Below are 21,194 nucleotides of genomic sequence, written 5' to 3'. Positions count from 1 at the left end.
GTGAAAAGCTACTTTCTGAATCATACGCCAAGCTGCTGACTAAACAGGGGAAAAAAGACAAGGCCATAGAAATTTATGAGAAATTAATTTTGAAATTTCCAAAGAAAAAGGCTTATTTTGCGGACTTAATAAAAGAGTTGAAAGATTAAATTTAATACTATATGTTTACTTTATTAATCAGCATCATCATCATTTTGGCCGTACTAATGGTATTGGTGATTTTAGGTCAAAATTCCAAAGGTGGTGCTGGAGCGGCATTCGGAGGGAGTGCTTCCCAAATTATGGGCGTGACCAAGACAGGTAATATTCTTGAAAAGTCTACTTGGGTTTTGGCCCTGGCCATTTTGATACTTTCACTTGGCACTTCCGCTTTTCTTGAAAGCAATGGAGGAAGTTCTGATGAGTTTGTTTCACCTAACATTGAAAGTGCAAAAGAGCAAATGGTAGCTCCTGCATTTGGAGACAGTGAAAGCATCCTTCCAAATACTGAGGAAACAGAAGCTCTTCCTGCAGACAGCGCAGAGAATCAATAATAGCAGCAGATACTAAAATAAACAAAAGCCCGTTCAGAGAATGGGCTTTTTGTTTTTTTAGATTATATTTTCCATAATAAATGTTAACAGCGCCTTTATTTTTGGTACTGTGAGCTTAATGTGGTATCTTTTTATTTTTGCTAAACTAAAACACTAAATAATAACTTATGTTTGAAAATTATCAGAGTCTAGAGGATATTGGAGCCATGGACTGGCCAAATATCATCCTTTGGGCTGCACCAGTAATGTTTGCACTGGTTTTTGCCGAATGGGGTTTGAGTATTTACAAAAACAGAGACACGTATGACGGAAAGGACTTCCTGGCAGCTTCATCTATTGGATTAATCAATGTGGGCATCAGCGCACTGATAAAAGTAGCCTTATTCACTGCTGTTCTGTTCTTTTGGAACATCGTTCCCTGGAAAATTGCCCCCACATGGTGGTCCTTTATCCTGTGCTTTATCGCCATCGATTTTGCCCGTTATTGGGCTCATAGAGTTGCCCATGAACAGCGCTTTTGGTGGGCCACCCATGTCACCCACCACAATTCCGAGAAATACAACTTCTCAGTATCTTTCAGGCTGAGCTGGACACAGCACATAAAGTTCATTTTCTTCATTCCTGTAGTGATGTTGGGCTTTGATCCCTTTGTGTTCTTCATATGTCACCAGATCGCTGTGCTCTACCAATTTTGGATCCACACCGAATACATCAAAAAATTACCTGCCCCGATAGAGTTCATATTCACCACCCCTTCCCACCACAGGGTACACCATGCCAGTGACGAGCATTACCTGGACAAGAACTATGGGTCTACCTTTATTATTTGGGACAGGATGTTTGGAACCTTCATGGCTGAGGGAGACAGACCAAATTACGGCATTACCAAGCCGGTAAACAGCTATAATCCCGTGACCTTGGTCTTCCATGAATGGTATGACATTGTCAAAGACCTTAAAAAAGCGGAAAGCCGTAAAGAGGCTTGGAAAATCCTTTTTGGCAAACCCGGTGATGAAGTCATCCTAAACAGGGAGGCCAAAAGACAACAAGAGAAGGAAAAGGCATTAAACACAGAGCAGGAGGATAGAAAACCTGCACCGGCTCCCATACTATCGGAAAAAGAGCCTTCCCTGCTTCAGAAAGAGAATTGACTCCTAAAGCACCCGGACATCAGTCGGGTGCTTTTTTTATGCGATCATCCTCATCAGCATCCGCTTACTAATGGGCACAATGGTCTCTTCAAGTGGAAGCCTTTTTATACTATGTACTCTCCAGGTGGCAGGATTGGGAAGGTGTCGATAATTTTTCACCAGATTCAGTTTGATCTGCTCATAAGAATCGGACAGTGATTTGGTTTTGGTCCCCAAAAAGTCAAAGGCAATCCCTCGGAATTTCTCAGCACTACTCTCAAAAAGCTTAACCTGATAGCTATAGATAAATACCTCGTTGGACTTTTCATAGGAGAACAAAACATAGCCCTCTTTCTGATAAATGGGAAAAAGCCCTATTGGTTCCACTTCAAGGTTTTTTTCCACCAAGTCATAAATATCTTTCCCCTGCTCTATCTGCTTTTTGATCTGGGGGATGGAAAACTCAAGTATATCGTCCAGCTCCTTCATCAGCTCATCCTCCTTCATCACAGAAGTTTTTTTGAACTCGACGTTTTTATGGTCTATGCCGGTTATCCGCTTAGGAAATGCTTGTTTCAGCACATCCTTTTGGCTGACAAAGCCCTGAAGTTTTTCATAATGCCGGATGAGATCCCCTAAGGGAGGATACAGTTTGACCTTGCTAAAATGCTTTTCCACTTCTTTTAGATAGGCCAAGAGCATGTATTTTTTATACTCGAAATCTATCCAACCTTCGACTATCCAATTATCTGACAATGTTTTCATAGGGGATATACTTTTGTAGAATTTAACAAAAAACTGACATATATGCCAAACTCAAAAAGCAAATTTGACAGCTTCAACAATGCTTTCCCTGATCAGGTGACAGGGACAAGACACTTTTTCAAGACTTTCTGTCATGGAATCCTCCCGATATTTACTTGGCACAAGAAATGTAATAGAGGCACAAGGAAACAAAGAAAAACTAACCTAAAAAAATCAATAAAATTATGTCAAAAGTAAACATCAAACCGCTTGCCGACAGAGTTCTAGTAGAACCTGCTGCAGCCGAAGAGAAAACAGCATCTGGACTTTACATCCCTGACACTGCCAAAGAAAAACCACAGAAAGGCACCGTAGTAGCTGTAGGGAACGGTAAAAAAGATGAACCTCTTACCGTTAAAGTGGGTGACACTGTACTTTATGGCAAATATGCCGGAACTGAACTATCTGTAGAAGGCAGCGACTACCTGATCATGAGAGAATCTGACATTTTTGCGATTCTCTAAAACCACAAACTTCAACGTTTTATTTCAATCAAAACATTAAAAGTAAACTAAAATGGCAAAGGAATTATTTTTCGATACCGACGCAAGAGATAAATTAAAAAAAGGTGTAGACGCTCTTGCTGAAGCAGTAAAAGTAACTTTGGGCCCTAAGGGTCGAAATGTAATCATCGACAAAAAATTCGGGGCTCCTACTATCACCAAAGATGGTGTTTCTGTAGCTAAGGAGATCGAACTGGAAGAGCCAATCGAAAACATGGGTGCTCAGCTTGTAAAGGAAGTAGCTTCCAAGACTGCTGACAATGCCGGTGACGGTACCACTACTGCCACAGTATTGACCCAGGCGATTTTCAACGTGGGCATCAAAAACGTTGCTGCCGGCGCTAACCCTATGGACCTTAAAAGAGGCATTGACAAGGCTGTAGCAGCTGTAATCGCTGAACTGAGAGCCAACTCAAAAGAAATCTCTACTTCTAAAGAAATCGCTCAGGTAGGTACCATCTCTGCCAACAACGATGAAGAGATCGGTAACATGATCGCTGATGCGATGGACAAAGTAGGTAAAGACGGTGTTATCACTGTTGAAGAAGCTAAAGGTACTGAAACCGAAGTAAGAACGGTAGAAGGTATGCAGTTTGACAGAGGTTACCTTTCTCCATATTTCACTACCAACACTGAAAAGATGGAAGCGGAATTGGAGAATCCATATATCCTGATCTACGACAAGAAGATCTCTTCAATGAAAGAATTGCTTCCTGTATTGGAGCCAGTTGCTCAGTCAGGCAAGCCTCTCTTGATCATTGCTGAAGATGTAGACGGTGAAGCATTGGCTACATTGGTAGTAAACAAAATCAGAGGTGCCCTGAAAGTAGCTGCTGTAAAAGCTCCTGGTTTCGGTGACAGAAGAAAAGCCATGTTGGAAGACATCGCTATCCTTACCGGAGGAACTGTGATTTCCGAAGAAAGAGGTTATAAGCTTGAAAATGCTACCGTTGAATACCTGGGAACTGCCGAAAAAGTCAACATCGACAAGGACAACACCACTATCGTAAACGGTGCCGGAGAGAAAGCTTCTATCGAAGCAAGAATTTCTGAAATCAAGTCCCAAATCGAAAAAACCACTTCTGACTACGACAGAGAGAAGCTTCAAGAAAGATTGGCGAAGCTTTCTGGCGGAGTAGCTATCCTTTACATCGGTGCTGCTACTGAAGTAGAAATGAAAGAGAAGAAAGATCGTGTAGATGATGCTCTTCATGCGACCAGAGCGGCTGTTCAAGAAGGAGTAGTAGTAGGTGGTGGTGTAGCCCTTATCAGAGCGGCCTCTGCCCTTGAAGGTCTTAAAGGCGAAAACGATGACCAAGACACTGGTATCAATATCGTTAAACAAGCCATCGAATCTCCATTGAGATCTATCGTAGCCAACGCAGGTGCCGAAGGTTCAGTGGTTATCAACAAAATTAAAGAAGGCAAAGGCAATTACGGCTACAATGCCAGAACAGACAAGTTTGAAGACCTGTTCGAGGCCGGTGTAATCGACCCAACTAAGGTTACCAGACTTGCCCTAGAAAATGCAGCCTCTATTGCGGCCTTGCTTCTGACTACAGAATGCGTAGTAGCAGATGTAAAAGAAGAAGGTGGAGCAGCTGCCCCTCCAATGGGCGGCGGCGGAATGGGCGGCATGATGTAAGCACATTCAAATAAAACGTAAAAATGGGCGGTTTCCCGCCCATTTTTATTTGTTATCTATAGGTCCCTCCTGTTTATTCAAAAAACTAAATGCGACTAAAATATTTTTTTTTAAATAAAATATAATTGTATCTTACCTTCGTTTGGCATATAAAATTCTCGAAATTCTAAGATTCGATTGATGTATTTATTTGATTCAATTGTTCTAATAGACGATGATCCCATTAACAATCTCATCAACAAAAGGTTAATCGGCAAGATGGACTTGAGCCCTAATGTTGATGAGTTTCTTGAAGCGGAAAACGCCCTTTCTAAAATCGTCGGCCTGGGTAAAGACAAAAAACTCTTGATACTATTGGACATCAATATGCCAGTAATGAACGGTTGGGATTTTTTAAATCAGTACGAGGAAAAATGCGTGGATCGAGAAGATACCATTCTGATGCTTTCCAGCTCAATTGATTTTCAAGACCGAAAAAAATCCAGAGAATACCCCTCAGTAAAAGGCTTTATAGAAAAACCTCTTACCACTGAGAAATTATTCAAAATACTACCTGAACATGTCAAGGACAGGTAACACCACGCCCACAAACCAACTGCAGGCATCGATAGAATTATACAGCTTTGGGGAGGACCATTTTGAAAAGCATCATATCAAAAACCCTGATGACATCCCCTCATTTCTAAACCAAACCAACAAAATCTGGGTCAACATCTCCAATACCTCAGCTATTGACACAGTAAATAAGGTAGCTGAAATCTTTGGCATCCATCCTTTGATTATCGAAGATATCATCAATACCGACCAGCGGCCTAAGATCGAGGAATTTGAAAACTACATTTTTCTGGTCACCAAGATGATCTATTCTAAAAACGGCATTAAAGAAATAAGCACAGAACACCTGAGTATTCTCTTCGGCCCAAATTACATCTTATCCTTTCAAGAAACACCAAAAGATGTATTTGACAATATTAGGAGCAGGCTGGAAAATCCCAAAGGCAGAATGAGAAAACTAGGCACCGACTATTTCACTTACACCCTGGTAGACACCGTTGTGGATGAATACTATACCATCTTGGAGCTCATCAGCGATGAAATCGAAAAGCTTGAGGACCGTATAATAGGCCATCGAAACAATATCAGCCTCTCCCCGATATATCACCACCGAAAAGCATTGCGCAACGTCCGAAAAAGCACATGGCCAATTCGCGAGTTGCTTGCAAACTGGAAAAAATCTGACCATTCGCTGATAAAAACCAAAAATCTAACCTACATCAACGATGTTTACGAACATAGCATAGAAATCCTTGAAGGCCTGGAACTCCAGCGAGAGGCCCTCAGCAATCTTGCTGAAATTTACATGACCCAATTAAGCATAAAACAAAATGAGGTCATGAAAACCCTAACGGTCATGGCCTCGATATTTATCCCGCTCACCTTCATCGCCGGCGTTTATGGCATGAACTTTCAGTCCATGCCCGAATTAGGATGGAAGTATGCTTACCCCATCCTATGGGGCGTCTTCATTCTGGTAACCGCTTCAATGATCGCCTATTTCAAACACAAAAAGTGGTTTTGATCATACTTCGTAAAATTCTATGGGCAGATCATCAGGATCGAATAAAAAAACGAATCGTTTCCCCGTATATTCATCTACCCTTATTTCTTCGATCTTCACCTTCTTTTGTTTTATATATTCCACAGCTTTGTCCAAATTATCCACAGCAAAAGCCAAATGCCTTAAACCGCACGCTTCTGGCCTGCTGATCCTTGCTGGTGGGCTTGGAAATGAAAACAACTCTATAAGGTACTGCCCCGCTAAACCCAGGTCCAATTTATAGGACTTCCTATCTTCCCTGTAAACCTCTCGCAATATTTCAAGCCCCAACACTCCGGTATAAAAATCCTTTGAACGTTTATAATCCGAACAGATAATAGCTACGTGGTGGAGTTGTTTAATAAGCATATTTTCTAATATTTAAACCTGTCATAATACAGCTTGGTACAATACTTGAGGGAGAGTTGAAAATAAAATCCCCCGACATTCGTTATCAATTTAATTAAGTTCCGACACCTATTATGTCAGTTAAGCAATTATTTTACTTCAGCTTTGCACTATTACTTCTTTCTATTAATACGGGCTTTGCCCAAAATTTTTATAAAGAGGGAATACCGAGACCCCATTCTGCCCATTTATCATTCGGTCCCTCTATGATTTACACTGACATCGGAGGACCATACAAGACCTTTGAATTCGCAATTCAACCAGCAATAAATTTAGGTTTAGCAAAAAAAATCACTGACAGAATCAACCTTAGAGGGACATTAGGTTACCAACGCGTAAGCGGTCATAATTTCCCTTCCACTTCCAATATTGCTTTACAATGGGGCGCCAACAATCAATCCTATGCATTTGACGGCAATGCCTTTACTCTGGACATAATGCCTGAAATTTACCTCTCTTCATTTAGATCCCACATAGAAAGACCCAAGTACAATGCTTATGGTGGAATCGGATTGGGTTTAACAGTCATCCCTAGCACGCAATATTTTGCCAACAGTGACGAGTCCTTTAAGAAAAATAGTACAGGCGCTTCTTTTCATCTTCCCTTTCGACTGGGCGGCATGATGGCCTTAAACCCTTTGTGGGACATTGGCTTTGAAGGCTCTTTAATTGTACTGATTAAGGATGACCTGGACGGCAATGGTGGATTCAATAAATTCAACGACATGATGCTTCAGGGACAGTTCTTCGTAAAGCGGTACCTATCCCCTATTCCATTTTGGAAGAAACAATAAAAGTGAGTAAAATTTACTCACTTATACCACTCTTTTTAAATAAGTTCCATAACCACTTTTCCCTAATTTATCGGCCAATTTCAATAACTGCTCCTTATCGATAAATCCTTTTCTATACGCAACTTCTTCCACACAGCCGATTTTAAGCCCTTGCCGCTCCTCTATTACCTCCACAAATTGAGCCGCTTGAAGCAATGACTGATGGGTACCCGTATCCAACCAGGCTGTCCCCCTACTCAAAATCCCCACACTAAGTGCCCCTTCTTCTAGGTAAACATTGTTCACGTCCGTTATCTCGAGCTCTCCCCTAGGGCTGGGTTTGATCTTCTTGGCTATTTCCACCACCCTGTTGTCATAAAAATAAAGTCCGGGAACAGCAAAATTTGATTTTGGTTCATCAGGTTTTTCTTCAATACTGATGGCTTTCTTTTCACTATCAAATTGAACCACCCCATACCGCTGAGGATCGTTAACATGATAAGCGAAGACCACCCCTCCCTCGGGATCTGTATGCTTCATCAGTGTCTCCTGAAGTCCGCTTCCGTAAAAAATATTATCCCCAAGAATCAAAGCCACCTTATCATCCCCGATAAACTCTTCTCCGATAACAAATGCCTGCGCCAAACCTTCCGGCTTTGGCTGAATGGCAAATGAAAACGAGCAGCCCAATTGCGTCCCATCCCCCAACAATTTCTGGAATGCTTCTGAATCCTCAGGAGTGGTTATGATCAAAATCTCTTTAATACCTGCCATCATCAGTACCGACAATGGATAATAAATCATCGGTTTATCATAAACCGGCATCAGCTGCTTACTTACCGCAATGGTCAACGGATAAAGCCTTGTACCGGAGCCCCCGGCCAGAATAATCCCTTTCATATCAAAAATTTTCTTTGTTTACGAAGATAATAGTTGCAATTCAAATTACTAACCATAAAGCCTTTTAACGCAAAAAACAGGCCAATAGAAACAAAAAAAGCCCGAAGGGAATCCTTCCCCCCAGGCTTTGACCCTAATAAATATTTTTAGTTATTTGTTTTCAAACGAAAACACGATAGCTTCTCTTTTCTCTATTTTGTTTCTAACACTTTTAGGAATAGTTACCTGTACCTTACCCTCTTTTTCAATGGCTTTAAGTCTTTTACCCCCCTCTAAAAGCATCACTTTATTCCCTCTAATGGATTGTTCTGAGGACCAACTGACCATTTCTGGGATACTTTCACCTTCTTGGATCAGCTTGATGGCATATACTTCCCCTTCCTTATTTTGGGTAAAGTACACATCCCCATCCTGATAAAAGTCCACTGTCCGAGTCCCATAGATGGCATCGCCGTTCACTGCCAACCACTCTCCTATCCCTTTAAGACGTTCCACATCTTCTTGCGGAATAAGCCCTTCTGGTGTCGGCCCCACTCCAAGCAATAGACTTCCTCCCTTCGCTACCACCTCTACTAAGGAATGAACTACCTTTGTAACTGACTTATAATTCTGATTAGGTACATAGCCCCAAGCATGCCCTAAAGTCATGCATGATTCCCAAGGTACATCTATTTTATGATCTGGAACCCTTTGTTCAGGGGTTTGATAGTTTTCGTATGGTCCATGTACCGTTCTATCTACCATCAATAATCCTGGCTGTGCTGTTCTGGCCATATCCGCGATTTTCGGCATATCAATATCTTGACTCCACTCAGGTATTCTCGCTCCCCACGCCCGCACTTCATCGTTGACCGTCTCTAGAGGACGCACCCAACCACCATCCAACCAAAGGATATCAATGTCACCATAGTCGTGCATCAACTCACTGATTTGATTGAAAGTAAACTCCTTGAATTTGTTCCATCTCCACGGATTCTTACGGATATCATAATTATTGTTACGATCAGCCGTAGCATACTTGGACCACCAATAATATTGAGAATGCCAGTCTGGCTTAGAAAAATAGGCTCCTATCATGAAATCCTTTTTCCTAAAAGCCTCAAACACATGTTTGGCGACATTGGCCTTTGGATGATCCTTAAAGGGACCATTGGTGATTTTGTAATCCGTCTGCTTTGTATCAAACATATTGAACCCGTCATGATGCTTGGTCGTAAATACCAAATATTTCATTCCTGCAGCGTCGGCAGCATCCGCCCATTGGTCAGGATCGAATTTGACAGGGTTAAACTCATCTTTTAAGCCCCAATACCATTGCTTGAAATCATTGTAAGTACGTGTACTGTCCCTGCTGATCCAATCTTCAGAACAAAGCGCCCAGGACTCTATCATACCTGGAACAGCATATACTCCCCAGTGAATAATCATTCCGAACTTAAGATCTTTCCATTCATCAAGTTTTTGAACTACCAAAGGATCTGTTGGTGCTTCATATACACTGGACTGACGGTGCAGGTTATCTTCCTGACCAAACAGGCTTAAATTGACTCCAAAATAAATTAATAATAAAGAAACTATTGAGAGATGCTTGACCATATGCACTTTTAATCTTACCCTTTTACCTTAAACAGGTTTACGAAAATAAAATTACAACTTTTATTTAATAAATAAAAATTTTACAAAAGATATATTCATTACGCAAACATTTACCAAGCCATATATAGTTTTCATCACAATGCGTTGTGGCTAGTCATCGGATTTCTTTATATTAATGGTGTGACCACAAAGAACTTAGCGATACGCAAGCAGCGATATATCAAACATAAAAACCACTTCCTACATCCATACCTTTATGAGACCATATATATTAGCAGAATCCAACTGGAAAGACTTAAAACACGCCATCATAGACCTGGCCATTTTGCCATGGGGAGCCACTGAGGCCCACAATTTCCATCTACCTTATGGCACGGACAACTATGAGGCCGAAGCGATTGCCCATGAAGCAGGACGTTTAGCCTATCAAGAAGGCGCTAAAATAATGATTCTCCCCACCATACCTTTTGGTGTCAACACTGGGCAATCCGACATTTTTCTGGACATGAACCTCAACCCCAGCACCCAACTTGCCATCATCAGTGATCTAGCCGACGTATTACACAGACAAAAAGTCCGTAAACTACTCATCCTAAATAGCCATGGCGGAAATGACTTTAAGACCATCCTAAGAGAAGTTGGACTCAAATATCCTGACATGTTTTTCTCGAGCTGCAACTGGTTCAAAGCACTTAACAAAGCCGATTACTTTCAAAATGAAGGGGATCATGCGGACGAAATGGAAACAAGCCTTATTTTACATTTATTCCCCGAATTAGTATTGCCCTTGGAAGAAGCCGGGCTTGGCGAAGAACGAAAATCGTTGGTAGAAGGAATCCGAGAAGGATGGGCCTGGTCCGAAAGAAAATGGTCACGGGTAACAAAAGACACCGGAATAGGAAACCCCAAATTGTCTTCAAAAGAAAAGGGTGAAAAATATTTCAAAGATGTCACCCAAAAAGTAGCTAAACTATTTATTGAATTGGCCGAACTCAACCAATACGATCCATATGAATAGAAAAAGCCGGGCAATGCCCGGCTTTTAAGGTACTAACTATTGAAATGTTTCTTATTTCAAGAACAACATTTCTCTGTATTTCGGCAATGGCCAGAACTCGTCATCTACAAACAGCTCCAGTTTATCCACAGAGTATCGGATCTTATCGAAGTAAGCATCTTTTACCTCAGTGCTATAGCCCTTAGCTCGCTTAGCGATATCTTCTTCCTTATTAAGCTCTCTTCTCGCATCGATCATCGCAGAAACATTTTCTTTCAACGATTCGATATGTTTGCTGATTTCGCTTACCGTTTGGATAGCTGCTTTAGCATCCAATCCTAGTCCTTTCAGACCATTGGCGTTTTCGATCAGCTTGTTTTGATACTGGATAGCGGTAGGAATGATATGGTTCAGTGCCAAGTCGCCCATTACACGAGACTCGATTTGAACTTTCATGATATAGTTCTCCAACCTGATCTCATGTCTTGCATGGATTTCTGTCTCATTAAGTACCTGATGTCTCTCGTAAAGATCTACAGTATCCTTGCTCAACAAAACATCCAGTGCAAAAGGAGTGCTCTTCAGGTTAGAAAGACCTCTTTTCGCCGCTTCTTTTTCCCAAGCTTCAGAGTAACCATCACCTTCGAAACGAACCTTTTTACTTTCAGCAATGTATTTCCTCAATACATTGACGATAGCAATTTTCTTCTCTTCTCCTTTTTCTATCTCAGCCTGGATATCCTTGTACATCTGACGAAGTGTATCTGCTGCGATCACGTTCAAGGCAGTCATAGGACCTGCTACGTTAGCTGAAGAACCTACTGCTCTGAACTCAAACTTGTTACCGGTAAAGGCAAATGGAGAAGTTCTGTTTCTATCGGTGTTGTCCAATATGATTTCTGGAATTTTGGTAATTCCTAACTTCATGTACATATTGTCACCTTTCTCGATCTTGATGTTTCCGTTTTTCTCAAGCTCGTCAAGGATTCCAGTCAACGTAGATCCCAAGAAAACAGAGATGATCGCAGGAGGAGCTTCGTTGGCACCAAGACGGAAGTCATTTGGAGCAGAAGCGATACTCGCTCTCAACAAGTCAGCTCTATCATAAACGGCCTTGATAGTAGCTACCAAGAAAGTCAGGAACTGAAGGTTTTCTCTTGCTGAATTACTTGGCTGGAACAAGTTCACCCCTGTATCGGTGATCAAAGACCAGTTATTGTGCTTACCACTACCATTAAGTCCTGCAAACGGCTTTTCGTGGAACAACACTTTAAGGTTATGAAGGTCAGCCACTTTATCCATCATATCCATCAACAACTGGTTATGATCAGTAGCCTTATTGATTTCTTCGAATACCGGAGCCACCTCAAACTGGCCAGGAGCCACCTCGTTGTGACGGGTAGAAACTGGAATACCAAGCTTCCAAGCTTCGATTTCGAAGTGCTTCATGAATGCCTTTACTCGGCTAGGAATAGAACCGAAGTAATGATCATCCAACTGCTGACCTCTTGCTGGGTTGTGGCCGAACACTGTTCTTCCAGACATCACCAAGTCAGGTCTCGCAGCATACAACGCTTTGTCAATGACAAAGTATTCTTGCTCTACCCCTAGAGAAGGTGTTACCTTCTTTACATTTCTATCAAACAACTGGCAGATCTGTACAGCGGCTGAGTTTACAGCTTCCACTGATTTTAGCAAAGGCGTTTTGTAATCAAGTGCCTCTCCAGTGTAAGAAACAAAAATCGTAGGGATACAAAGGGTGTTCTCGAAAATGAACATTGGAGAACTAGGATCCCATGCAGTATAACCTCTCGCTTCGAAGGTTGATCTGATGCCTCCATTAGGGAAAGAAGATGCATCAGGCTCTTGCTGAACCAATGCAGATCCTTTGAATTTTTCGATTCCGCCGTGTGCATCGAAGAAAGTATCGTGCTTCTCAGCGGTAGAACCGGTCAATGGCTGGAACCAGTGAGTGTAGTGGGTTACTCCCTTGGCCAAGGCCCAAGTCTTTGCGGCTTGTGCCACTTCCTCCGCGCTGGAAGAATCTATTTTAGTCCCTTTTTCAATTGCTTCACTTACCTTTTTATATACGGTAGGAGCCAATGATTCCTTCATTTCGGCCAAACCGAATACTTCAGAACCAAAGTAATCAGAAATTTTGTTTGAAGGAGCTTCAAAAGACACTTTCTCTCTTGACTGCACCATCATTAGCGATTTTTGTCGTAAAGTTGCCATGTTTTAATAATGTGGTTTAAAAACAGTAGCGAAGATAAGCAAAAAAGTTAAATAAAAAGAAAAATCGTATTTTTTTGCGCCAATCTTTAATAAAAACGCATTATTTGATCCGAAAACAGTGAAAATTGACACAAACAACCCCTGTTTTGCGGAAAATCGACATTATTTGAGGAAAATTGAAAACCGGAATAATATCCCTAAATTTGCAACTCATTGAATAATATCATCAAAGGCGTGAAAAAAGTAGCATTTTATACGTTAGGCTGTAAACTCAATTATTCCGAGACTTCTACCATCAGTAGACAGTTTGAAGAAAAGGGCTATAAAAAAGTGGGCTTCGAGGATAGCCCGGACATCTTTATCATCAACACCTGTTCTGTCACTGAAAATGCAGATAAAAAGTGTAAAAAGATCGTCAAGGAAGCAAAGAAAATCTCTCCCAACTCCTATGTAACCATCATAGGGTGCTATGCCCAACTCAAGCCAAAGGAGATATCGGAAATAAAAGGGGTAGATGCGGTCTTGGGTGCAGCGGAAAAATTCAGGCTCATTGAATTACTGGATGGCTTTGCCAAAGAACAGGAAACCAAAGTGCTTGCTTCCGAAATCCATGAAGCCACTACTTTTAACACTGCCTATTCCATGCACGACCGTACGAGGACCTTCTTAAAGGTCCAGGATGGTTGTAATTATGGCTGTGCTTTCTGCACCATTCCTTTGGCAAGGGGCAAAAGCAGAAGTGATGCTATTGAAAATATCCTGCAGTCGGCTCTTGAAATCGCTCAAACAGATGTGAAAGAAGTAGTGTTGACAGGAGTCAATATTGGGGATTTCGGAATTCAGGACGGCAAGAGAAAGGAAAAGTTTGCAGATCTTGTCAAAGAACTCGACGATATTGAAGGCATTGAACGGTTCAGGATTTCATCGATTGAACCTAACCTGCTCACCAATGAGATCATTACGTTTGCCGCAAAGTCCAAGAGGTTTGTACCCCACTTCCATATCCCTCTTCAATCGGGAAGCAACACTATTCTTCGAAAAATGGGAAGAAGGTACCTAAGGGAACTCTATGTGGACAGGGTTACAAAAATCAAGTCACTCATGCCTCATTGCTGTATCGGTGTGGATGTCATCGTAGGCTTTCCCGGAGAAACCGACGAACTGTTCCTGGAAACTTACAATTTCCTTAATGAACTACCGGTCTCTTATTTACACGTTTTCACCTATTCCGAGAGGGCCAATACAAGGGCCACGGAAATGGAGGGGGTAGTACCTATGAAAATCAGGCATGAACGGAGCAAAATGCTACGTATTCTTTCCGAAAAGAAACGTAGAAAATTCTATGAAGAAAATATAGGGAGAACGTTTGATGTTCTTTTTGAAGATGATGTGGAAGACGGTAAGATGCATGGATTTACCGAAAACTACATTAGAGTTTCTGCCAAATACGATCCTTTGCTTATCAATGAAATTAAAAAAGTCACGTTAAGCGAGATCAATGACAAAGGCAATGTAGAGGTACTGGAACCCGAAACCATGTACGAAAAACACTGATAAGCTTCAAGCGTCCTTTATGGACGCATTTTTATTGTCCCATTTACTTCCTTGAAAAATCAACCTGCCCTGAGTGACTACTGAGGCATATTTCGGAAAACAGGCTTTTCACAAACAATTATTCTGCTTGACTCGTTTAATGATATACATTCTTTAAACCTACAAAGCTATGAAAACATTCTTAGAGCCTACCGGAAGAATCACCAGAAGAAAATACCTTTTACTTTTTATTGTCTTTTATTTTATCAACTTATTGTGCTTGATGATCATGTACGAATCTATCCGGGCACACAACTGGTTGACGCTGGTGATATTCGGCATTATTCTCATCACCACCATTGTCCTTTTGCTTGTCCAGGCCATCAAGCGACTCCATGACATCGGAATGGATTGGAAATACGCCCTATATTTATTGATTCCACCTCCAGTAAACCTCATCGGATTTATCTACCTGGCTGTAAAAAGAGGTGATTTTGGAAAAAATCAATATGGTCCGGACCCGAGAAAAACCGACCCCATCTAAGCCATCTACTCATAGCGTAATGCCTCGATGGGATCGAGCCTACTGGCCTTAAACGCTGGCACTACACCTGAAATAAGCCCGACTAACACACAAACAACAAAAGCCAGTATCATCCAAATCCAAGGTATCAAAAAGCCTCCTGGACCTACCAGGCTGGCTACGATATTGCCTATAACTATACCTAAAAAAACACCAAATACTCCTCCAATAACACAGATTATAATAGCCTCAATCAGAAATTGCTCCCTGATCCTTTTAGGAGTAGCCCCCAATGCTTTCCTAATGCCTATTTCCCTTGTTCTTTCGGTAACGGAAACCAGCATGATATTCATCAAACCTACTGAGGCACCCAATAACGTAATGAAGCCTATACTGAAACCTCCGATCCTCAGATATCCCGCCACCTCCTCCAAACTCTCTCCAACATTATTTGACTTGACCACTTCAAAAGAGTCTTCTTCTCCTATGCGGTCTTCCCTGACCTTGCGCATGATTCCCGTAGCCTGCCCCATTTCGTATTCCATTTTGCTGGGATCCGACAGCGCTGTCGTAATGGTATACCTGAAATTTCCCGTTTGGTCCAATCTTGAGGCATTTTCAACCGGGATAAAAATATTTCTGTCAGCACCGGCATCTCCGCCCACTGTACCCTGTTCTTCCAAAACACCTACTACGGTATACCTAGATCCAAAAAAAGAAATGTAATCCCCTACCGGGTTTTCATACGTTTCAAACAACGTTTCTTTGATTTCACTGCCTATTATGCAGACATTATTACCGTATCGCACTTCCACATTGCTGAAATTCCTGCCCGAGCTGATATCATATCCATTTATTAACAAATAATTTTCATCCCCCCCAGTAATTCGTGTATTGGGATTGGTAGTTTTAGAACCCCGTTTCACTTCTGCTGACCCAGTAATGGAACAGTAAACCGTAGAAATCCCTCTTTCTGCATAAGCTTCCTTAAAACCCAGGGCCTCTCTATAGTTCACTGGTGGGTATTGTTTTTCGGTCACGCCTTCACGGGTCACTCTTTGGCCCGATATATTCTTGGACCTCAAATCGAAATTATTGGCACCAAAACCCGAAAAACTCTCCTCGATCTGGGCTTTCATCCCGTCAATGGCCGTCAACATCCCCACTAAAGAGGTGATCCCAATAGCAATAATCAGCCCGGTTAAAATCGTCCTGAGCCAATTGGATCGTATAGACCTTAATGATTCTTTAATATTTTCGAGCAATTCCATAATGACATTAGTGCATTCTATCTGCCCTTACTTCAAGCCCCTTCAGCACCTGGGCTTCATGTGCCAGCCACTCTTTCCATCGTTGATCTACCTGCTCTGGATCCTGATAGTGCTTGGCCAACTCTATAAAATTCACATAGTGCCCTGCCTCGGACACCATAAGCTCGTAATAAAACTGCTGAAGCTCCTTGTCCTCAATATTTTTCCACAGCAACTTGAATCGCTCACAACTCCTGGCCTCTATCAACGCATTCATGAGTAAATATTCTGTAAGCTGGTCCATACGGCTTCCTCCTTTTTGGATAAATTCACTGAGCCTCACTACATACATGTCTTTCCTCGGCTTGCCAAAAGTAAAGCCCCTTTTCCTTATCTGCTCCATTACCCGCTCAAAATGGGCCCACTCCTCTGCTACTACAGGTGTCAACACATCCACCAGCTCATCGAGATCAGGATACCGCAATATCAATGATATGCAGGAAGAAGCCGCTTTTTGTTCACAGTAAGCATGATCCACCAGAATATCTTCCAGATTCATCGATGCAATGTCTACCCACCTTGGATCTGTAGGCAATTGCAGGTTCAACATTTTATTTTTTGTGCTTTCTTCCCAACTCATAAATACATCAATCAAAGAAATACCAACTGATCCCTAAGTCCAAAGATCCTTTTAACCCTGTAAAATAAGGGCTCACAAAATAACCGGGCACATCAAGCATCCCGCTATTTACATGATTATACCTAAACAGCACCCTGGTCCTGTTTATCCGCAAATTAACAAAGGCATCCACCACCGGATAAGCCTCTACCAAAAAGTCATTTTGAAGGTAGTATTGCTGCGTGGCGGGCATATAGGCTTCGGCATAGTAATCGCTCCGGTACCTACCTTCCACCCCAAACTGGATGAATAAATTTTCGTCAAACATCGGCCCGTCAAAGAATATCCTGCTGCGGGCAAACCATTCCGGAATCCTGAATTTATCACTTGCATCGCCTGAAATCGTCGTATAAATCACTTCACTTTGCCACACCAATTTATTCCAAAACCTGAAACTTGTTTTTACACCGGGAATAACCATATACGCTTCCCCGTCTGCCTGCTCAGCCTCTTGTGACTCATTGAAATACACATAATTGTTTACCCTGTTAAGGGTTAATGAAGGCCTAATGGACACCTTTGCAAAATCAGCTTTGATTTCACCTTTAATCTGATCCACCCCTATATTGGAGAAATCATTTGTCCATTGGTAAAGATTGCCCCGGTACATCTGCTGCATTGAAGTAGGCTTATAGGAAGCCTTTAGATAACTGGCATTCAAAAAAGGAGATATAAAATCCCCACGAACCCTATAGCCACTGGGAATCAGGTATTCACCATCCGCTTCAAACGACCATCTTTCATTGATATCCCCTCTCAGCGCTCCTCCGATATACACCTCGTTGAAACTATTCTTATCTTCAAAATTTGGGCTATCCATCCTTCCGGTCCTAAACTTCACATAGGCATTATAATATACAGGACCAAAATCTCCCTTAAATCCCGCTTCATTACGAATCTCAGAAAAATGGTGATAGTTTTTAACACTATCTTCAGCAATAAAGCGATTTTTACTAAACTGGTTAAAAAAAGTTGAATCACCGGAATTAAGATCTGTCACAAACGAAACACCTTGTTTTTTCTTATCAAAAACATGATACACTTGCCAGCCCTTGAGTAACTCAAACTGCTGGTACAAGTGGTAGTCCTGTCTGATGTCCTTTGCCCTGCTGTTCCTCAGCCATACTTTGGCATCTTCATAAGCAAAGTACAGTGAAGTCGTGTCTACTTCCGGAGGAATGATCCCGCCCTGCTCATTTACCCGGTGATGCATCCGGGAAAAATTCGCCAACAGAAAATACTTCCCGTTATCCGACTGATAGTTGGTATGCAAAGAATAAGATGTCTGCTCTGCCATATTATCATCCCTGGCATTGGGATTCAAGGTCTTTCTGGCTCTAATGGTATTGAAGTTAAACCCGATGTTCCACTTGGGGGTGACGTTCCTGGCAAACTCCACATTCAGCATATTCCGATTACCTCCACCATAAAAAGCTTCCAATTTGGTATAGGGAGATTTGGTATCGAAATACCTGAGGCTGTCCGGCGAATGATAGTAGAGGTCATAAACGTTAAACCCGGAGGTCGTCCCGATCAGCCCCGGAACCTGGTAGTAGACAGGCTGGGCGGCACTGCCGATATTTCCCAAATCCTGGTATTTATGTCCACTTCTAAATACAGGCTCAAAATTATGAAAGCCGGTCAAACCTGTATCCAGTGGGGTTTTCTTCATTCTATTGAACCGCAGGTTTTTCTCATAAAAGTACAGCGACGTTTTCGGACCATAGACCATTTTGGTTGAATCATCGATCAGCCCCCCTCTTTTCGGAGCGGTCTCCTCTTCCTCATTTTCTGAAGTCCTCCCCGACCCCACCTGCGCAAAAGCCCCCTGGCCAAAAGACAGCATGAACAATATTAATACTAGTAGGTGCTTACTTTTCACTTTGATAGGCTTTGTTTCTGATGACATTGGATACAGATTCCAACAGGGCACTTTTTTCTTTTTCTTCCATTTTTACCTGTACAGGTAACGCAAAAATCGGAATTTCTTGCAAATTTTTAAGGAATTTGTCTGCTTTAAGTTTGACCGCATCTTTTTCGGTTGTTAGCAATACAGGCGCTTGACTTTTATGATAATCAAACCGCTGTACGATATTTTCCACGTCCTTTACAGAATAGTGATGATGATCGCTGTAAGACAAGGTCTCCAACAACTCATACTTTTCGGCCACCCACTCCTTTAACAGGTGGTCGTTGGCAATTCCACTTAGCAGAATCACCTTGGTAAATTCACCTTTCTTTTTACTCCGGATGTCATAAGGAAGCCCGTAACTCAAGCCTGCAAAAAACACCGGGCACTTCTTTTTGGTATACTGTCGAATTTCTCCCCTATACCTCTTCCTCTCTTCCTCAGATATCCCCTCCGGACTTTTGGTCACCACGACCACATCAGCCCGTTCAGCTCCCTGCCGACTCTCTCTGAGTGTGCCCAGCGGCACAACATGATCATTAAAAAAAGGCTTTTGAAAGGTGGTCAGCAGAAGATTGAAATCACCCTTCACATAGCGGTGCTGAAAGGCATCATCCAGTAGTATCATCTCCGTAGCCGGTCTTTCGGCTATGATCTGAGGAATCGCCAGGATCCTTTGCTCTCCAACTGCCACCGTGATCTCCTCTCCATACTTGGAAAAAATCTGGTAAGGCTCATCTCCTATTTCGGCAGCAGTGGTATCTTTTCCGGCCAAGACAAAGCCTTTGGTTTTCCTCCCATACCCACGGCTCAAGGTCGCCACTTCATGGCTTTCCTTAAAGTACTCTACCAAAAGTTCTACCATTGGCGTCTTCCCCGTCCCCCCCATGGCCAAGTTCCCGACCACAATGGTTGGAATTTCAAAAACTACACTTTTTTTCACCTCATTGTCAAACATCCTATTCCTCAGACGGGTAATCCCATCATATAACAAGGAAAAAGGATACAATAAAAACTGATGAGGACGCATTGTTTATTTTTTTATACTTTTGGATCAAACGGTAAACACAAATATATGGTTAATTTGATTAGAGATGTAGTTTCTTATTTAGAAAGCATTGCCCCGCCCTCCTATCAAGAATCTTATGACAACGCCCAATTAATAACCGGGGATCCCAATGCTGAAGTTTCGGGAATCCTTTGCTCCTTGGATGCCACGGAAGAGGTAGTTGAAGAAGCCTTATCACTAGGATGCAATATGATCGTGGCACATCACCCCATTGTTTTCAAGGGCTTAAAGAGCCTTACCGGCAAAAACTATGTGGAAAGGACAGTGCTCAAGGCCATCAAAAATGACATAGCCATTTACGCCATTCACACTAATCTGGACCATATTCATACGGGCGTCAATAAACGTATCTGTGATAAGATCGGATTAATAAACACCAAAATCCTAGCGCCCAAAAAAGGCCTTTTGATGAAACTGACCACTTTTATCCCTGTAGAGCACACTGAAAAAGTCCTTGATGCGCTTCATGCCGCAGGGGCAGGTGCTATAGGCGAATACAGTAAGTGCAGCTTTCAAATAGATGGGGAGGGCACTTTCCTGCCTTCTGACAAAGCCAATCCGACCATTGGGAGCAAGGGCACACTAGAATATGTCCATGAAAAAAGAGTAGAGGTGATATTTCCAGCCCACCTGCAAGGAAAGGTTCTTTCCGCGCTAAAAGCAGCCCATCCTTATGAAGAAGTTGCCTATTACCTCCAGCACGTAGCAAACGAACACCAAGAGGTCGGAGCGGGCATGGTTGGGGAATTGGAAAATGCCATGGACGAAAATGCTTTTCTCCTACATTTGAAAGAAAAAATGGGGCTCAGTGTCCTCAAGCATACCAAGCTCCTGAACAAACCGATCAAAAGGATAGCAGTTTGTGGCGGTGCCGGTATATTTCTACTGGCAAATGCCAAAGCGGCAAAGGCGGATATATTCATCACATCCGATATAAAATACCACGAATTCTTTGACGCTGAAAACCAACTCATTATAACCGACATCGGACATTACGAGAGTGAAATTCACACAAAAGATTTGTTAAAGGAGATATTATCACAAAATTTTAGTAATATTGCACTCTATTTGACAAAAGTCATTACGAATCCCATAACTTACATATAGTAC

Annotated in this window: 21 protein-coding genes; 12 read left to right on the top strand and 9 right to left on the bottom strand. The window is 42.1% G+C overall.

Features of this window, described 5'->3' with window-relative positions; all coding sequences use genetic code 11:
- The first annotated feature begins 32 nt into the window (after positions 1 to 32).
- The 3 genes from ACYVAA_RS03645 to ACYVAA_RS03635 all read left to right on the top strand — a co-directional run bounded on the left by ACYVAA_RS03645 (position 33) and on the right by ACYVAA_RS03635 (position 1,684).
- Positions 33 to 149 carry a hypothetical protein gene (locus tag ACYVAA_RS03645; RefSeq protein ID WP_460538703.1) on the top strand — a complete coding sequence of 39 codons (117 nt, stop codon included), beginning with the start codon at positions 33 to 35 and terminating at the stop codon, positions 147 to 149.
- Between the two features lie 12 nt (positions 150 to 161).
- The gene (gene secG, locus ACYVAA_RS03640; RefSeq protein ID WP_460538698.1) at positions 162 to 533 is read left to right on the top strand and encodes a preprotein translocase subunit SecG; all 372 of its coding nucleotides are present in this window, start codon (positions 162 to 164) and stop codon (positions 531 to 533) included.
- 167 nt (positions 534 to 700) lie between these two features.
- Entirely contained in the window at positions 701 to 1,684 is a 984-nt protein-coding gene (locus ACYVAA_RS03635) for a sterol desaturase family protein (RefSeq protein ID WP_460538697.1), read from the top strand.
- Between the two features lie 36 nt (positions 1,685 to 1,720).
- On the opposite strand, the gene ACYVAA_RS03630 is transcribed toward ACYVAA_RS03635, so the two are convergent.
- Positions 1,721 to 2,428 carry a hypothetical protein gene (locus tag ACYVAA_RS03630; protein WP_460538696.1) on the bottom strand — a complete coding sequence of 236 codons (708 nt, stop codon included), beginning with the start codon at positions 2,426 to 2,428 and terminating at the stop codon, positions 1,721 to 1,723.
- Positions 2,429 to 2,652: 224 nt separating this feature from the next.
- Here ACYVAA_RS03630 and ACYVAA_RS03625 point away from each other — a divergent pair, with 224 nt between their 5' ends.
- The 4 genes from ACYVAA_RS03625 (at position 2,653) to corA (ending at position 6,194) form a co-directional block, all read left to right on the top strand.
- Entirely contained in the window at positions 2,653 to 2,931 is a 279-nt protein-coding gene (locus ACYVAA_RS03625; protein ID WP_460538695.1) for a co-chaperone GroES, read from the top strand.
- Positions 2,932 to 2,983: 52 nt separating this feature from the next.
- On the top strand, positions 2,984 to 4,615 hold the full coding sequence (gene groL / locus ACYVAA_RS03620) for a chaperonin GroEL (protein ID WP_460538694.1): 1,632 nt from the start codon (positions 2,984 to 2,986) through the stop codon (positions 4,613 to 4,615).
- A 180-nt stretch (positions 4,616 to 4,795) separates the two neighbouring features.
- Positions 4,796 to 5,191, top strand: coding sequence for a response regulator (locus tag ACYVAA_RS03615; protein WP_460538693.1), 396 nt, complete (start codon positions 4,796 to 4,798; stop codon positions 5,189 to 5,191).
- On the top strand, positions 5,175 to 6,194 hold the full coding sequence (gene corA / locus ACYVAA_RS03610; protein ID WP_460538692.1) for a magnesium and cobalt transport protein CorA: 1,020 nt from the start codon (positions 5,175 to 5,177) through the stop codon (positions 6,192 to 6,194). Before ACYVAA_RS03615 ends, corA begins: the two co-directional genes overlap by 17 nt.
- Here the strand turns inward: corA and gloA2 are convergent, their stop codons facing one another.
- Entirely contained in the window at positions 6,195 to 6,581 is a 387-nt protein-coding gene (gloA2, locus tag ACYVAA_RS03605; protein ID WP_460538691.1) for a VOC family protein, read from the bottom strand.
- A gap of 245 nt (positions 6,582 to 6,826) precedes the next feature.
- On the opposite strand from gloA2, the gene ACYVAA_RS03600 reads away from it, so the two are divergent.
- Positions 6,827 to 7,414, top strand: a complete 588-nt coding sequence (locus ACYVAA_RS03600; RefSeq protein WP_460538690.1) for a hypothetical protein — start codon at positions 6,827 to 6,829, stop codon at positions 7,412 to 7,414.
- A gap of 21 nt (positions 7,415 to 7,435) precedes the next feature.
- On the opposite strand, the gene rfbA is transcribed toward ACYVAA_RS03600, so the two are convergent.
- Both rfbA and ACYVAA_RS03590 read right to left on the bottom strand, forming a co-directional pair.
- Positions 7,436 to 8,293, bottom strand: coding sequence for a sugar nucleotidyltransferase (gene rfbA / locus ACYVAA_RS03595; RefSeq protein WP_460538689.1), 858 nt, complete (start codon positions 8,291 to 8,293; stop codon positions 7,436 to 7,438).
- 150 nt (positions 8,294 to 8,443) lie between these two features.
- A complete protein-coding gene (locus tag ACYVAA_RS03590) occupies positions 8,444 to 9,889 on the bottom strand; it encodes an alpha-L-fucosidase (protein ID WP_460538688.1) in 1,446 nt (481 codons plus the stop codon).
- Positions 9,890 to 10,145: 256 nt separating this feature from the next.
- On the opposite strand from ACYVAA_RS03590, the gene ACYVAA_RS03585 reads away from it, so the two are divergent.
- On the top strand, positions 10,146 to 10,907 hold the full coding sequence (locus ACYVAA_RS03585) for a creatininase family protein (RefSeq protein WP_460538687.1): 762 nt from the start codon (positions 10,146 to 10,148) through the stop codon (positions 10,905 to 10,907).
- A gap of 51 nt (positions 10,908 to 10,958) precedes the next feature.
- Here the strand turns inward: ACYVAA_RS03585 and ACYVAA_RS03580 are convergent, their stop codons facing one another.
- Positions 10,959 to 13,121, bottom strand: coding sequence for a glutamine synthetase III family protein (locus tag ACYVAA_RS03580; RefSeq protein ID WP_460538686.1), 2,163 nt, complete (start codon positions 13,119 to 13,121; stop codon positions 10,959 to 10,961).
- Positions 13,122 to 13,355: 234 nt separating this feature from the next.
- Between ACYVAA_RS03580 and mtaB the strand changes: the two genes are divergently transcribed.
- Complete coding sequence (gene mtaB, locus ACYVAA_RS03575) at positions 13,356 to 14,675, top strand: tRNA (N(6)-L-threonylcarbamoyladenosine(37)-C(2))-methylthiotransferase MtaB (protein WP_460538702.1); 1,320 nt, start codon at positions 13,356 to 13,358, stop codon at positions 14,673 to 14,675.
- 169 nt (positions 14,676 to 14,844) lie between these two features.
- Positions 14,845 to 15,198 (top strand): DUF805 domain-containing protein, encoded by a 354-nt coding sequence (locus ACYVAA_RS03570; protein WP_460538685.1) that lies wholly within the window; start codon positions 14,845 to 14,847, stop codon positions 15,196 to 15,198.
- A gap of 5 nt (positions 15,199 to 15,203) precedes the next feature.
- On the opposite strand, the gene ACYVAA_RS03565 is transcribed toward ACYVAA_RS03570, so the two are convergent.
- The 4 genes from ACYVAA_RS03565 to lpxK are packed head-to-tail and all read right to left on the bottom strand — an operon-like array spanning position 15,204 to position 20,045.
- Complete coding sequence (locus ACYVAA_RS03565; RefSeq protein WP_460538684.1) at positions 15,204 to 16,448, bottom strand: ABC transporter permease; 1,245 nt, start codon at positions 16,446 to 16,448, stop codon at positions 15,204 to 15,206.
- A gap of 7 nt (positions 16,449 to 16,455) precedes the next feature.
- Positions 16,456 to 17,067 carry a MiaE family protein gene (locus tag ACYVAA_RS03560; RefSeq protein WP_460538683.1) on the bottom strand — a complete coding sequence of 204 codons (612 nt, stop codon included), beginning with the start codon at positions 17,065 to 17,067 and terminating at the stop codon, positions 16,456 to 16,458.
- Between the two features lie 7 nt (positions 17,068 to 17,074).
- Positions 17,075 to 18,952, bottom strand: coding sequence for a putative porin (locus ACYVAA_RS03555; RefSeq protein WP_460538701.1), 1,878 nt, complete (start codon positions 18,950 to 18,952; stop codon positions 17,075 to 17,077).
- A 25-nt stretch (positions 18,953 to 18,977) separates the two neighbouring features.
- Positions 18,978 to 20,045 carry a tetraacyldisaccharide 4'-kinase gene (gene lpxK / locus ACYVAA_RS03550; RefSeq protein WP_460538682.1) on the bottom strand — a complete coding sequence of 356 codons (1,068 nt, stop codon included), beginning with the start codon at positions 20,043 to 20,045 and terminating at the stop codon, positions 18,978 to 18,980.
- A gap of 45 nt (positions 20,046 to 20,090) precedes the next feature.
- Between lpxK and ACYVAA_RS03545 the strand changes: the two genes are divergently transcribed.
- Positions 20,091 to 21,191 carry a Nif3-like dinuclear metal center hexameric protein gene (locus tag ACYVAA_RS03545; protein WP_460538681.1) on the top strand — a complete coding sequence of 367 codons (1,101 nt, stop codon included), beginning with the start codon at positions 20,091 to 20,093 and terminating at the stop codon, positions 21,189 to 21,191.
- Positions 21,192 to 21,194: the final 3 nt, after the last annotated feature.

Source organism: Echinicola sediminis, assembly GCF_054777495.1.
Note: the sequence above shows the minus strand (reverse complement) of the source record. Positions and strands in the feature narration are given on the sequence as shown.